The sequence below is a fragment of the Adonisia turfae CCMR0081 genome (assembly GCF_011009555.1).
Lineage (GTDB): Bacteria > Cyanobacteriota > Cyanobacteriia > Phormidesmidales > Phormidesmidaceae > Leptothoe > Leptothoe turfae.
In genome coordinates, this window is record NZ_QXHD01000004.1 from 22285 (window position 1) to 37266 (window position 14982).

The window sequence follows — 14982 nt, forward strand, 5'->3', positions numbered from 1 at the left end:
ACAGTCTTGGGACTAGCGTTTAGCTGATTGTACTTGTACAGCTACAACACAACCATCTGAGATCGCACTGTCCAAAATTTGTAATTGTCGTTGTTCTACCACTGTCAGACTGGATTTTGAGCGATAACGCTCAACCGCTAAGGCAATACCAGGGGCCAATTCACCATGGGTAAGTGCTGTGCGCACCAAAACTTCTAGATCCTTGCCAACAAATTGAGAGGTGTTGAACATCGTAAAAGCTGGGTGAGTGGGTAACTGTTTATACATTCGCCCTTCTCAGCTCAACTTCCGGATCAAAGGTTATCTAGATCACATGGATTTCCGATTAAAGAGCCACTTAAACAACTGGTTGTCGCACTGATCAACCTCACTCAACTAGTTTTTGTGAAATGAGCATGGGCTGCTAAGGCTATGGCAGCTGGATAAATCCGATGCTCTTGTACCTGAATACGAGATTGGAGACTTGCTTCAGTGTCACCAGCCAGCACGGGCACAGCTGCTTGCATAATTATGGGACCGCTGTCGACTGCTAGCTCTACATAATGTACTGTACAGCCCGCCAGCTGAACCCCTGCATCTAAGGCCTGCTGTACCGCATGGAGACCCGGAAAACTGGGCAATAAACTGGGATGAATATTGAGCAAACGTCCACTAAAAGCATCAATTAGGTGTTGCGTTACCCGCCGCATCCAGCCTGCCATAATCACCCAGCCGACATCATGTTGGACAAGGGTATCGACAATGGCCTGATCCAGCACTTCGCGAGACGCAAACTCACGATGATTTAGAAGAACCGTAGGGATCGACCATTTAGCCGCTCGCTCCAGAACGTTCGCACCGGGGTTGTTACAAACGACAACATTAACCTTGGCATTGAGCCGTGAGTCCTCAATGGCGTCCATAATGGCCTCAAAATTGCTGCCGTTACCAGATGCTAAAATCCCCAGCTTGAGAGTGGGGTAGCTGAGCGTTTGCCAATCAATGTTAGGACTTAACAAACCAGTGATGGAATAGTCAGTGGGAACAGAACCCATAGCATCAAACAAGAAACAAACTCTAGAATTCTACAGGGGCATAGGCAACGTTCATTTCATTCGCCATAACCTACGTATAATCACTGATTTAACGGAAAAGGGCTGACTTAGCGATACACCGTTAGCTCTTTTCTGAAAAATCGGGGCATAGTTAGGGAACACATCACGTTCACTCATTGCATTGGTGAAATGAGTTTATCTGTCGCTTCAAATGTTGATACCCCAAATTTGCTCGGCGTAGTAACCAGCGCCTTAAATGCTGTTGCCGCACCTATCTACGTCAAAAGCCAAGATCATCGATGGTTGTTTGCAAATACGGCCTGTTGCCAGTTGCTGAATGTATCCCTAGAGAGCATTAAAGGTTGCCTGGACCATGACGTGACAGCAGTAGTTGATGCAGATTTGTTGCGATCGCAAGACGCCAGCTTCTTCACCACAGGCACAGTTGCTGAGCAAACGATTTACCTGAATACCTGCCATGGCAAGCACCAGTTTTCAGGGGAGCGTGCCCTCTTACAAACCCCAAATGGTCTAGTCCTTATAAATACCCTCCAAGACATCAGTGAGTTGGTTCAGCTTCGCCACCTTAACACTGACTTACAGCAACAACTCGAAGAACGTGACAGCGCTCTAGATCAACTAACAGAATTTGAGGCCACCTTAAAACGGATTACTGACCGGGTACGGGACAGCCTGGACGAGAAACAAATTTTACAAACAGCCGTACAAGAAATCACGGAAGCCCTCAACGTTAGAGGTTCCAATACCTCTCTGTATGATCTAGAGCAGGGCACCTCCACCATTTATTACGAGTACACCACCCTGCCATCCGACCGGGGGCGCGTCTCCCAAATGGAAGCCTTTCCGGAGGTTTATCATCAGCTGCTCGAAGGCCAATACTTTCAGTTTTGCTCCATTGCCCCTAACCCAGTACGGGGCCTGGTGTCGATGTTAGCCTGCTCAATTTTTGATGACCGGGGTGTCCTCGGCGATCTATGGCTGATTAACGATAAAGAACACGGCTTTAGCGAATATGAAATTCGCCTCGTGCAACAGGTGGCTAACCAATGTGCCATTGCCATTCGCCAGGCACGGCTTTATCAAGAATCCCAATCCCAGGTACGTGAACTAGAGCAAGTCAATAACCTCAAGGATGACTTTCTCAGCACCGTTTCCCACGAGCTGCGCACACCCGTCACCAGTATGCGTGTGGCTCTACAGCTGCTCGGAGTCACCCTCACCCAAGAACTAGGGTTGGAGCATGAACTGACCAACCCCGATGCAAAGCAAGGTCGCATTGCCCGCTACTATCGCATTCTCAAAGAAGAGTGTGAACGGGAAATTAGTTTGATCAACGATTTACTAGACCTACAGCGTTTGGACGTGGGCAACCACGATTTAGCACTACAAACGATCCAAATCAACGAATGGCTCCCTGCTTTGGTCAGTAGTTTTCAAGAACGTGCTGCCAGTCGTCAGCAACAGCTGCAAGTGACCATTGCGGAGAATATTCCCCTATTGAAGTCAGACTTGTCGAGCCTCGATCGCATTTGGGCCGAACTTCTAAACAACGCGTGCAAATATACCCCTCCCGGGGGTGAAATCACACTTTCCGTAGTGCAGATGAAGGACGACATCTTAAAACTTGCCCTCGTAAATACAGGGGTGGAAATTCCCCAGGATGCACTGCCACGTATTTTTGACAAGTTTTATCGGGTGCCTAGCGCCGACCCCTGGAAACAGGGAGGAACCGGATTGGGCCTAGCATTAGTCCAAAAGCTGGTGGAACACATTAACGGAGTTATTACAGTTAGGAGTGAAGATGATCAGACGTGTTTTACGATTGAGTTACCGCTCTCCTTCACACCTTGATGAGAGATAGCACTCACATGGATTAAATCCATATCAGGAGGTAGTTATGGTAACTGCACCGTCAGACACGAGTCTAGAAACCTATGAGGGTCAATTTGGCCCGTTTGTCATCACTGCGGACGATCGACGCGAGGTCGTGATTTACCGCTGTGGTTTAGCCATAGCCGCTTTCAGTTTTGCCTTGGGGGTTATGTTGCTGCGCCTAGGCAATGGTAGCACCGGGCTACTTTGGACCATTTCTGGATGTTACTTAACCATGTGGTTAGGTCTGGGCATTAGTCTTTGGTTCATTCATATTTATCTAAAACCGCTACATCAGGCATTACAGGGGTTGTGGTTAGCAGGAGGCCTAGCCAGCCTGGGCATTGCCATAGGTGTACCGGGACCATTAGCCCTGACAGCGTATGAACAGCCTTTGTCGATTTTGGGCATAGGGTTTACCTTTGCAGCCATGACCGGCATCTTTATCAAAGAAGCCTTTTGTTTTAATCGACTTGAAACAAAATTTCTGGTGCCCCTAGTTCCTAGCTTGCTGTTGACCCACATGGCACAGGCTATGCCCAGTCATATAGGTCAGGGGTTACTGATCGCTTGGGCAGTGTTGTTTGTCATCTTTGCCCTACGTAAACTAATGCAGCCAATCCCACCTGACATTGGCGACAAAAGTGTCTTTGAGCACCTCAAACAGAAGCGTCAGGCAAACATCTAGGGGCATTGCCCATACAGGTAAGGGCGTTCCATGGAACGCCTCTATGATTTTGCTCCTATATTAGGGTTATTCATGGGCATCCTAGAACCGTTGAAACAACGGGGATGCTAGGTTGGAACGAGCATATTGGCTGGCTTGGTCACGGGTTAAGGATGTCGGGCCAGTGTTGATAAAGCGGCTGCATGAGCAGTTTGGGTCACTGGAATTAGCCTGGCAGGCTGACCCAGTTGAACTGCTTGCTGTGGCAGGCATTGGTTTGATCACAGCGGATCGGATTAGGGAGATGCGATCTCATCTCAACCCCCAAGAACTATTAGACAAGCACGAATCACAATACCCAGACTTTTGGACACCAGCTGACTCTGACTATCCCAGTCTACTGTGGGAAATTCCAGACCCACCTCCCGTGCTTTACTATCGCGGTCCTCTCAGGCCTAATGCTTGCACAAATCCTATCACCATAAGCATTGTCGGAACTCGCCACCCTAGTCCCTACGGACGTCGTTGGACCCAGCGCTTAAGTCGTCGCTTGAGTCAACGGCAAATCACCATTGTTTCTGGCATGGCCACTGGCATTGACACCCATGCCCATCAAAGCTGTCTAAATACCGACGGCCAAACCATAGCCGTACTTGGCACTGGTGTAGATGTCATCTATCCCCGTAGCAACGCTCAAATTTACCAACGCATCTTAGAAACCGGCTTGATCGTGAGCGAATACCCCAACGGAACGCCGCCTGATCGTAGTCACTTTCCACGACGCAACCGCATCATTGCTGGCCTTAGTCATGCCACCTTGGTTACCGAAGCCCCAGAACGCTCAGGTGCACTGATTACAGCTTATTTAGCCAATGACTATGGTCGTCATGTCTACGCATTACCTGACGGTCTAGATAATCCCACCTGTCGAGGTTGCTTAGTCCTCATCAATACTGGAGCAGCCATCATCATGGGTGAAGACCAGCTGATCAAAGATCTGCTCAATATTGGCGTTCCCAATTCAGATATGGCTCATAAAAATATGACCCATCAAAACGACCGTAACAACCAGGGTGGCGATGAAAACAGGCATTTTATAAACACTCAGCCAGATACATCAGCACCTGAACCGGCAAAGTCTGCACCGGAGGTAACACTGGATAAAAACCTACAGCATATTTTGCAGATGATTCCTGAGGAACCGGTCAGCCTGGATAACCTAGTAGAAACCACCCAGCTAGACACAAGTGCCCTGCTGGGTGGCTTACTACAGTTAGAACTCGCTGGTGTTATCGTCCAATTACCTGGTGGCCAATATCAGCGCACATAGTCATGGCTACACCTTTTAGTTTTGCCCCATATCAGTTTCCTGGATATGTTTCCATACCGGTGTAGGTTACCTCAAACCCTGTGTAGGTGATTTCGTGGCCATCTAGCGGATCTTCTATGCAATCAAAATTATCGACAAAGAATTCTACCACCAGGTCTCCCAACTCAATCATGTCGCCGTCCCTAAGGGCCTGACGTTTTTGAGGAACAAGACGACGACAATTTAAACGGGTCCCTGATTGACTACCAACATCAGCAATGAAAAAACCAGACTCAGGGGTATGGCGAATCACTGCATGACATGGAGCAACAGTTGCATTGCCGACTGGCAATGCGCAGGTTACGGATTTTCCTAATAGCCAACATGCACCCACATGGGTGAGATTTAAAGTTTCAGAACTGCCCGTATTAGAGACTAAAAATACAGAAGAATTAGCGATGATCGCCTGAACGTAAAAAGGTGTATTTTGACAGCGTTCTTTAACTGTCAAGATAGAGTCGGCAATTACATTAGCCGTTTCAAAATCATTTTTAACATTATTAAACAGCGCATCCCAAGGAAGTGATAAAACATTTTTGCTGATAAGATCACCAGCTGTTTCTTTAACTGCCTGGTTATCGGATAGGAAAGCTCTAAGCGTGGACATGGACAATGACTAAACAACTTAACAGCAAGAGGCTATAAGTGCGGTCGATTGTCACCCTAATTCAGTAGATTCACATATGAATTTCCCAAAGAATTGAGAAATCATTAATGAGGTAGAAAAATAGATTTTAAAGTCAGCTAATAAAAAATTGCTGCTCACCTGTAGCAATACCCTCATTGTCTAAGATTGAGAAAATCTCTAAAAAAATCTAGCTACAACGGTGGTGGGACATACATAAAGTCCTAAATATACTTAAGTATAGTTTTAGAACTTTCTCTACAGGTGCTCAGCAATTCTATGTATAGGATATGAACCTATCAAAGGTATTGCCTTCTTTATATCTTTTGTTTATTAAAGCCTGTGCTTTCAAAATAAGTAATTTGGCGGATACCGTTTTATGGAAGCTTTAAAAGCCACAAGTAAATATTAAAATCCCCCAAGATTGGTATATGCAGTCCTGAATCCGTAAAGCTGTACTCATAGGGGTTTCAGCGTCTTGAAAGTAGACAGTGTAGAAACCATCACATCCCCTTAATATCGTCATGACACAGCTTAAATTAACTGTACCTATTAAGTAATTATTAAGCAGCTTTATTTTCCCTGCTATTTTCTGGAGAGTTCCTGCTGTGATCAGTGCCATCATCCGTGCTCAACCCCCCCTAGATTTTATTCCCGAACGCTTTAATCCATGGGTGCGACGTTTTGTGCGAGTAGCCTTGCCAGGCTGGATGCGTTGGCAAACTGATCTCGTAAACATCAAGGTCAATAATGCCGGGGTTCTCGCCAAGCACTACGCAGAATTTCAGGCAGGGCATAGCAGATTGATTCTGGCTTTCCGGCATCCTGCTCCTGAAGATGCCTATGGCATGGCACATTTGCTGTGGAAAGCAGTGCCACAATCGGCTGTCCAAATGGGAAAAAAACTGCAGCCTGTGCACAGCCACTTTATCTATGACCGGGGCATTCCCCTATGGGCAGGGAAGTGGGTTGGCTGGCTATGTTCTCACTTGGGGGGGGTGTCCATTCAACGCGGTAAGTTAGATTTAGTCGCCCTAAAAGCCGCACGGAAGCTTTTGGTAAATGGGAAATTTCCCTTAGCAGCCGCTCCAGAAGGGGGCAATAATGGCCATAACGAAATTGTCAGCCCTCTAGAACCGGGGGTACCCCAACTGGCTTTTTGGTGTGTGGAGGATCTGGCAAAATCCCAGCGGTCTGAACCGGTTTATATCGTGCCATTGGGAATCCAGTATCGATACATCAATCCGCCGTGGGATGCTATTGACGAGCTGTTAAGCCAATTAGAACTTTATAGTGGTTTATCGAGTACTGATGAAAAATTTGTCCCACCTGTGGAACTACCCACAGCTCAAATTACCAATCTCTATGGCCGTCTCTATCGCTTAGCTGAACATTTACTCAGCTTGATGGAGAGCTACTATTACCAAATCTATGGCCTAGAACAACTCGATACTCCAGAAGCTAAAGATGCTAATGCACAGCTGGCTTTACGGTTAGAACACTTGCTCAATGGTGCGTTAGCAGTAGCAGAAAAGTATTTTAATTTGCGGCCCAAAGGCTCTGTGATTGATCGTTGTCGCCGTTTGGAACAAGCTGGCTGGGAACGTATTTTTCGCGAAGACTTACGTAATGAAGCGGCGTTGTCTTCAGTGGAACGAGGACTAGCCGATCGGATTGCGGAAGAGGCGGACTTACGTATGTGGCATATGCGTCTTGTGGAAAGTTTTGTGGCAGTAACAGGCCGCTATGTCTTAGAAAAACCCACAGCCGATCGCTTTGCCGAAACTGTTTTATTGATGACTGATATGGTCACTCGACTCCAGGGGAAAACACCCTTCCCGAGGCCTTCTTTAGGTAAGCGAGAAGCTCAGGTAATAGTTGGAGAACCCATTTGTGTCAGTGAGCGCTGGGATGATTACAAACAAAGCCGACGTAAGGCAGTGTCAGCATTGACCAAGGATCTCCAAACAGCTCTTGAAAGCTTAATTGTGGATTCGTTTGAAGACCAGAATCGTTGATGAGATTTTGAGATCACAGTCAGGGAGCAAACATCACTATAGTTGACTCTTTTTTGTAGCTTTGATTAAGGCAATATTGATCTGCCAAGAAATCGAAGACTGAGATTGCAGCTGTCTTGTAAATGCCTGTCTCACGATCTCCAAGTTCTGTTCGCTCAAAGCCTTAGCTAAATGGGTCATATAATGGGACTCAGTATTAAACCATCGAGCTTTTATTTGAGAGGTAATGGGTAACTCAGTTTGGAGTTCTATTAGCTCAACAGTCGGCATCAGCGGCGTGTTCTCAAACCATGTAGTCACCGCATCTATATCCCAATATTTCTGACAATCACTAGTGTAGAGATCGTCTTCAGCCTGTTGTAGCCTTTGGAATAATTTAGGCGATATGCTCTGATGAGTCAGTAGGGAATACAGCCGTAACGTGCGGAAGGGAATCGTTTCAGCCAGCACCATATACCCGTTAGGAGCAAGGTAATCAGCCAATTGATTGAGCACTTGCTGTTGGTTGGGCAAGGATTTCAAGGCATTACGCCCCACAATGCCATCAAACAAAATACCTGATGCTTGAGTCGCTAGGGTTTTAGCTAAGGTATGCAGCGGTGTCGATAGAAATGTAGGTCGAGCTAACGCTGTCAGTGCCTCAGCTTGTTCGCTCAGAGCAGCATAGGTTTCAGTAGAGGTACAGGCATACACTCCACCTTCGGGCACCTGGCGTAGAGCCTCCCAGGTTAAAAGGCCGGCATTGAGGTCCAGCAAAACGTGGTGGCGTTGAGGCTTTAGTGTGGAGTAGATGCGATCGCACACCGCCCTCAACTGCTCCCCTGCATTGCCCAAAGTCCTTTGCAACCATTGCTCTTGCCCCTGATCCGTCGGCCCAAATGTCAGCACTTCGGGCAAATCCGCCTCCATCACCGCTGCTAGCTGAGCCTCTCGTTTACGGGCAACCTCTAGACGAATAGTATCTTCATAGCCCTGATTCGACGGTTGGAAAAACACTTTGCCCTGGAGACCTGTGGGTAAATATTGCTGCTCCACCCAATGATCGCGATACGCATGGGGATACAGATATCCCTGACCATGGCCAAATTCTTTCTTATCCCGATTTGCATCTCGCAAGGGATTGGGCACATCGGCTTCCCGTTCCTTTTCCACCGTGGCTAAGGCATCAAAAAAGCCCATGACACTGTTGGACTTGGGACAGGTAGCTAGATAAAGCGCCGCTTGAGCCAGCGGATAGCGCCCTTCTGGCATACCCACTCGGTCAAACGCCTGGGCACAGCTATTGGCCACCACCATTGCATTAGGATCTGCCAGACCTATATCTTCTCCAGCAAAAATCACCATACGACGAAAAATGTAGCGGGGATCTTCACCGGCATAAACCATGCGGGCCAACCAATAGAGGGTGGCATCGGGGTCAGAGCCGCGCATGCTTTTGATAAAGGCACTAATGGTATCGAAGTGCGCATCCCCCTCTTTGTCATAGAGGACGGCTCGTCGCTGAATTGATTCTTCGGCAACAGCTAAAGAGATGCTTACCTCAGGCGTAGTTTCGACCGCTAGTTCTAGGGCATTGAGCAGGGCACGGGCATCGCCATTGGCGACATTAACCAGGTGATCTAAGGCATCTTCGTCGATTTGGATGGTGCGATCGCCATAGCCCCGTTCTTTATCAGTCAGCGTTTGGTAAACAATCTGCCGTAAATCATCGGGTTCCAGAGACTTTAGCTGAAACACCCGCGACCGACTGACTAAGGCTTTATTCACCTCAAAGTAGGGGTTCTCAGTAGTCGCCCCAATTAGAATAACGGTACCGTTTTCTACCCAGGGTAAGAGGGCATCTTGTTGGGATTTGTTGAATCGGTGAACTTCGTCGACAAAGAGGATGGTGCGCTGACCGTGCTGGCCGCGAAGGTCTTGGGCAGTTGCGATCGCACTCCGAATATCTTTCACCCCAGCCAACACGGCATTAATGGCAATAAAGTGGGCTTTGGTGGTGTTGGCAATCACCTGAGCCAGGGTCGTCTTGCCTGTCCCCGGTGGCCCGTAAAACAATAACGACGATAGCTGATCCGCCTGGATAGCCCGACGCAGCAGACGACCTGGCCCCACAATGGCACCCTGCCCCACGTATTCATCCAAATTACGAGGACGCATCCGGGCAGCCAATGGTGCTTCCGCTTCGATTAGTGTCTGGCGATGTTGCTCAAAGAGATCCATGGAAATGGAGAATTTTGAGTGTTGAGTCTTGTAGAGCTTTGCTCTTCTCAGCTAGCTGAGTATTTTAAATTGACTGTTTATGCTTTAAACATTGAGATTCAAATAATTTGGCTCCAAGAAAGCCGTTGCTCTAGAAAGCAAAAGCGCCCCCATAACATGGAAGCGCTTTCAACGTTATCTAATCTAGTTCAGCAAGCTTCAGAATCTGATATCTTACTCAACTCAAAACTAAAGTTATGAGGACCAGATACCACCAGCAATTTCCTGCAAAGGTAGCAGGTGAGGAGTTTGGCAAAGTAGATAAGCGAAGAATGCACCGCTGCAACCGCCTACTAAGAAGCCGCTAGCAAAGTTGCTCCAGCCTTCGCGATTAGAAAACGCTTCAGGAGGATTAGGAGTAGTCAATGTACCCTCGGGACCATCGGGGCTAGTAGCGCTGTAAATAGAAATAGCTACAGTCAAAATAAAGACGAAGCTAATTGCTGCAATCACACCAGCCACAGTGCTGTAGTCACTGGCACGTAGTGGGCCAAGAACGGCAAAGGGACCGTAGAACCAGTAGCCGTGAGCAACGCCCACTTCTAAGCCGCGGCTAAACGGAGACAAACCTGCGCGGTAGGCAGGCAAATTATTAATGTAAGTACGTGCAACCGCAGAGGAGTTAATCGGAGTCGCAACGTCACCCACTTCGGGAGCTCCAGTTGCGCTTGCAAAACTAGTTGCCATAAGAACGTCTTCCTATGTAATGGACAGTCGTAAGACGGGAAATTCGAATTTATAACGCCAGCCAAATCGCCAAGGATAACAATCCTTCGCAGCCACCATTTTTAGAGAGGTAGCCGCAACGACATGACCCACTAGCCCCTTTAACAGGAACTAGCTGCATCTGAGCCCAATACTCTCATAGAAGCTAACCAAACATGGTGAATGCAACAGTTTTGTTAAGTACAAACAAGCAGAACGTTAACTTACTTAACAATCGACAGCTTCGGCAGGGGGTAACACGCCATAGCTAATGGGTCTGAAGAACCCGTCTTTAGTCAACTTCGGCTCACTTCGATGCAATGCGTCTAAGTACATAGGTTTGGTCACACACCACCTACACTTCGTAACACTCATGGGCGTTGATAAATGAACTAGCCACAATCAATATGTGTAGCGCTATTAGCATCTAACCTGTGGAGCGTGGTATGTGGCTGAAAATTCCGATTGATTTAGAAAATGAAGCGGCTAATGTCCATCTTTTGCAGGAATTAGATCGCTGGATAGAGCTGGGATTGTTATCGGAAGCACAGGTCATTAGTCTTGGTCGCAAGTTATGCAGTCCTTTACCCATTGCCCATAAAGCACCTACGGCAGTGCAGCAGGAATCTGTCGAGGTCAATACTGAGGTAAGGAGATCAGAGACAGCCCCTCCTGAAACTCTGACTGAGGTCCCGACGGCTACAGGTCAGCCATTCTTTTCACGCTTCAAGTCCCATCTAGTGCAGTCATTTTTGGCAGAGGTCAGCGTGCTATGGCTGCTGTTTTTGGGCGTATTTTTGGTGGTGGTGTCGTCTGGGGTGTTGGTGGCCAGCCAATGGCAATCCTTTTCCATCGTTGGCCAATACAGCATTTTGTTGGTGTATACCCTGGCCTTTGGGGGGGCAAGTCACTGGGCAGCAGGTCAGGCCAAACTACAGACAACGGCCCAAATGCTAAAGGCGACAACGCTGCTCTTGATTCCCCTAAATATGTGGATGATAGACACCTCAGGGTTAATCAATACGACAGCAGGGCTGGCCATTGTAGCGAGTATTGGCTTGAGTATATTAACCCTGGTGTTAGCCCCACAAAGAATGATCGGGTTAACCGTATTGGGCCTAAGTTGGTTGCATTGGGGATGGGGATTCGCGACCTGGCCTCTGATCGCCACCTATGTGGGCACCTTGAGCAGTGCAATCAGCCTGGTCTGGGACATGCCAAAGATAACGGCTGAGGAGACGGATGAAGATCGTGAGGCAGAATCTCAACCTCAAGGAATTTTAGTTGCGATCGCACTCCTCATTCTTCTAGTACGCAGCGTATGGATTGCCCAAATACCCATAGCCCAGTTGGGCCTGGCCATGGGCCTCTGCGGCTGGGTACTGCGCAGGCTTTATCAACGATATCCCCTGTGGCCCCAGTTAGGAGCCGGATTAATGCTACTGGGCTGGCTTGTTTCTGTCATCCCATATCCACTACAGGCCCTGGGTATCAGTGGACTCGCCATCTGGCTATTACTAGAACAGCTGGGACAACACACCCAAGAACGAGACCAGCTACGTACCCTATCGAGACTTTGGTTAGTGGGATTACAAGCCTGTGGTTTGGTTTGGTTAACCTTGCCTGGTCCCCTGCGGCAGACAATACTTTTGGCAGTTGGCAGCCTTAGCCAGGACCCCGTCAGCACGATCGAGTTTTCAGGCCTATGGCTTTATGGCTATGTTGGCCTGATGGTGGTGGGAGCCAAGAGATTTCGGCAAAAAGAACACACTGCTTGGGCTCAACTGACTGAAAACCTAGCCATGGGACTCAGCCCACTATTAGTCCTGTTAATAGTCCCCCAAGCCCAATCATTTTTGTTGATGATGAGTTTGCTCGGGCAAACACTCACGTTAGGTGCCATTACTCGCTTGCGACGCCCTGCAACCAATTGGTTGATTTATTGCACACACATTTCAGCACTGGCAACCGTGATCAGTGGTCTCTATGTGATTAGCGGTTGGTTTGGCTATTGGAACCGGTGGCAGGGCGCTTTAGTTTTCTTAAGCCTGATGACGGTGGAATGGATCGCCAGTGTTGCTAGCCACCGTTATCCCCAATGGCGACAGTCATCGTGGTATTTGGGCATAGGTCTAAGCATCATTGCCTATAGTCTTTTGCTAGATAACTGGGGCAGCTGGATTAACTTGAGCTGGTTAGTTGTGCCGGGGCTATTAACGTGGTTGGCATACCGACGCCAGCTCGTAGCCCAACCACAGCTGGTCACCACAGCGCTGACGGTCCTTGCTTTAGGCAGCCAGATATTACTCATTAGCTCCTGGCCCATGGCAACGGTTGCCTTGTTCACCGGGGCTGGACTGCTGTATCTCCATAGTCAGCGCTGGCCTACGCAGACATTTCTACCAGTCATAACCATCGGCTTTGCCCTGGGGGGCGGGCACGCAGCTGCCATCTGGCTGTGGCTGATGCCAAAAGTATGGCCCGAGAATGTTGCCTCGCTATTTTTAGTGATCGCTCTGTTTTCTGGAGGCCTTAGCATTTTGGCTCGACAGCTCAAGCACCAGGCCCAACCTTTGCTACGGGCCTATGGCAACGCCAGTTATGGCTGGAGTCGAGCATTAGCAGTTGCCTTAAGTTTTGACCTCACACTGATCATGGTGCTGAGCTACAGCCTAAATTATCCATTTGCTGAGGCCCAAGCAATATCACCGGATGTCGCCACATTGCTGCAATATGGTGCAGCAGCCATGGCCCTCATATTGGCCAGGTTTTTCACTGAGCGGCGGCTGAGCAATCTAGACTACTGGGAAGTCTCCCATGGAGTGGGTCTCCTCGTAGCCATGGGTCTAACCCTATGGCATCAGGAGATGAAGCCCCAGATGCTGGCTACAGCCATGGTGGCATTAGGGCTAGGCACCCAGATGCTGGGGAGTATCTATGTCGCGAAACATCAGCGCAATTACCCATCGAGCTGGCACTACATTCCACTGGCTTACGGTGCTTTAGGGCTAGTCCTTAGCCATCTGAACTTCACAGCAATAACAGGCGTCTATTCATTCGTTGTTGGCATTGTGGTTCTCGCCATTGGCAGACGGCAGACAGATCTACGACCTTTAGGTTATGGCGGTCTTGGGCTGCTTTCTTTAGGCACCTATGAGCTAGTTGTCTATCAAATGCTACAGGCCAGTGGTGGAGAACCAGGAGATGGGTTGACGCTGTTGGCTTTAGTGGGTAGTGCGATCGCACCCCTATACCTCCTAGGCGATCGCTGGATTCAGCGCTACAGCAAGTTAACAACATCTGAAATTGCAACAGGCTCCTTACTCCATTGGCTGTTGTCCGTCATGCTAGCAGCTCTGGCCATGATCAGCGGGCACAGTCAGTTAGGCGTCTGGCTTTGGTTGAGTACCTCCTGCTTTCTGACTCTCTACGCGTTGTTAAGGGGTAATTCTCGTTGGTTTCCGGCCTATGCCACTAATGCCAAAAGTGGGCACATTGTTCAGCTCAATGGCAATCATCACAGCTACAGACAATGGACCTGGAGCGGTCTGGTGATTGCCACTATCGCTGTCTCCTATGGCGTAGACCATCTCCTATCACACCTGACTTTATTGCGCGGCTGGGGTGCTTTATTCGCCTGTCTTTTCAGCTTGATAGCCCATCGCCTCCCCTGGCAGCGCTGGGGGTGGCCGATGCGCCCATGGCAGCGGATAGCCCTTGTGTGGCCGGTTTTAGCTACGCTCCTAAGCATAACGACCATCACAACCCAAAGCCTGCTGCTGATAGGAGCCTTTTATGCAGCGATGGCTAAACAACTGCGGGCTGTACGCCTCAGCTATTTAAGTCTGGGGCTACTGAACTGGGCCTTACTCCGCTATCTTTTCGACCAAGCATGGCTCACCCCCCTTTGGCTAGGCACCATGATTGGAGTATCAACGCTGTACATTCTAGAAATCGACCCCCGTTGGCAACTGGTTTCCGCTCGCGAAGAACGCCATCGCCTACGGAGTTTGGCCACATTATTAATAGGACTAACCGCGATCTTTCAAGCTGAAACCACGTCAGCTCTCTTTATTAGCCTGAGTCTATTGATTAGTTTTGGCTTTATCGGCCTGGGCTTATTCACTCGAGTACGCGCCTATCTATATGTGGGCACCCTCACCTTTAGCCTGCAAATATTGCGTGCGATCGCACTGTTTATTAGCACAGACGGTCGTATGCTTTGGGCCATCGGCATCCTACTTGGCATCGCCCTAATCTGGGTAGCCGCTACGTTTGAAGCCCGTCGAGCGCAAATTAGTGAACTGCTCAATAAGTGGGCTGATATGTTGCAAACCTGGGAATAAGCAAAGCATAGGCCACCCACATAGCAACGCCTCCATCATTTAACGCTACCCTAGCATTCATAATGA

At 48.7% G+C, this 14982-nt stretch carries 10 protein-coding genes; 5 read left to right on the forward strand and 5 right to left on the reverse strand.

Annotated elements, in window-relative coordinates; translation table 11 throughout:
- Positions 1-12: 12 nt before the first annotated feature.
- The gene (locus DXZ20_RS04215; RefSeq protein ID WP_163661828.1) at positions 13-231 is read right to left on the reverse strand and encodes a hypothetical protein; all 219 of its coding nucleotides are present in this window, start codon (positions 229-231) and stop codon (positions 13-15) included.
- Between the two features lie 140 nt (positions 232-371).
- A complete protein-coding gene (purN, locus tag DXZ20_RS04220) occupies positions 372-1034 on the reverse strand; it encodes a phosphoribosylglycinamide formyltransferase (RefSeq protein WP_163661830.1) in 663 nt (220 codons plus the stop codon).
- A 189-nt stretch (positions 1035-1223) separates the two neighbouring features.
- Here purN and DXZ20_RS04225 point away from each other — a divergent pair, with 189 nt between their 5' ends.
- The 3 genes from DXZ20_RS04225 (at position 1224) to dprA (ending at position 4924) form a co-directional block, all read left to right on the forward strand.
- The gene (locus tag DXZ20_RS04225) at positions 1224-2906 is read left to right on the forward strand and encodes an ATP-binding protein (protein WP_163661832.1); all 1683 of its coding nucleotides are present in this window, start codon (positions 1224-1226) and stop codon (positions 2904-2906) included.
- Between the two features lie 46 nt (positions 2907-2952).
- On the forward strand, positions 2953-3615 hold the full coding sequence (locus DXZ20_RS04230; protein ID WP_163696652.1) for a DUF2301 domain-containing membrane protein: 663 nt from the start codon (positions 2953-2955) through the stop codon (positions 3613-3615).
- 112 nt (positions 3616-3727) lie between these two features.
- Positions 3728-4924, forward strand: a complete 1197-nt coding sequence (dprA, locus tag DXZ20_RS04235) for a DNA-processing protein DprA (protein ID WP_163696654.1) — start codon at positions 3728-3730, stop codon at positions 4922-4924.
- Between the two features lie 31 nt (positions 4925-4955).
- Here the strand turns inward: dprA and DXZ20_RS04240 are convergent, their stop codons facing one another.
- Positions 4956-5570, reverse strand: coding sequence for an FHA domain-containing protein (locus DXZ20_RS04240; RefSeq protein ID WP_163661838.1), 615 nt, complete (start codon positions 5568-5570; stop codon positions 4956-4958).
- Positions 5571-6196: 626 nt separating this feature from the next.
- On the opposite strand from DXZ20_RS04240, the gene DXZ20_RS04245 reads away from it, so the two are divergent.
- Positions 6197-7606, forward strand: coding sequence for a 1-acyl-sn-glycerol-3-phosphate acyltransferase (locus tag DXZ20_RS04245; protein ID WP_163696656.1), 1410 nt, complete (start codon positions 6197-6199; stop codon positions 7604-7606).
- Between the two features lie 36 nt (positions 7607-7642).
- Here DXZ20_RS04245 and DXZ20_RS04250 read toward each other — a convergent pair whose 3' ends face one another.
- Positions 7643-9826: an AAA family ATPase gene (locus tag DXZ20_RS04250; RefSeq protein ID WP_163696658.1), complete on the reverse strand. Its 2184-nt coding sequence runs from the start codon at positions 9824-9826 to the stop codon at positions 7643-7645.
- Between the two features lie 234 nt (positions 9827-10060).
- On the reverse strand, positions 10061-10552 hold the full coding sequence (locus DXZ20_RS04255) for a photosystem I reaction center subunit XI (protein ID WP_163696660.1): 492 nt from the start codon (positions 10550-10552) through the stop codon (positions 10061-10063).
- Between the two features lie 464 nt (positions 10553-11016).
- Here DXZ20_RS04255 and DXZ20_RS04260 point away from each other — a divergent pair, with 464 nt between their 5' ends.
- Complete coding sequence (locus DXZ20_RS04260) at positions 11017-14916, forward strand: hypothetical protein (RefSeq protein WP_163696662.1); 3900 nt, start codon at positions 11017-11019, stop codon at positions 14914-14916.
- The last annotated feature ends 66 nt before the right edge of the window (positions 14917-14982 follow it).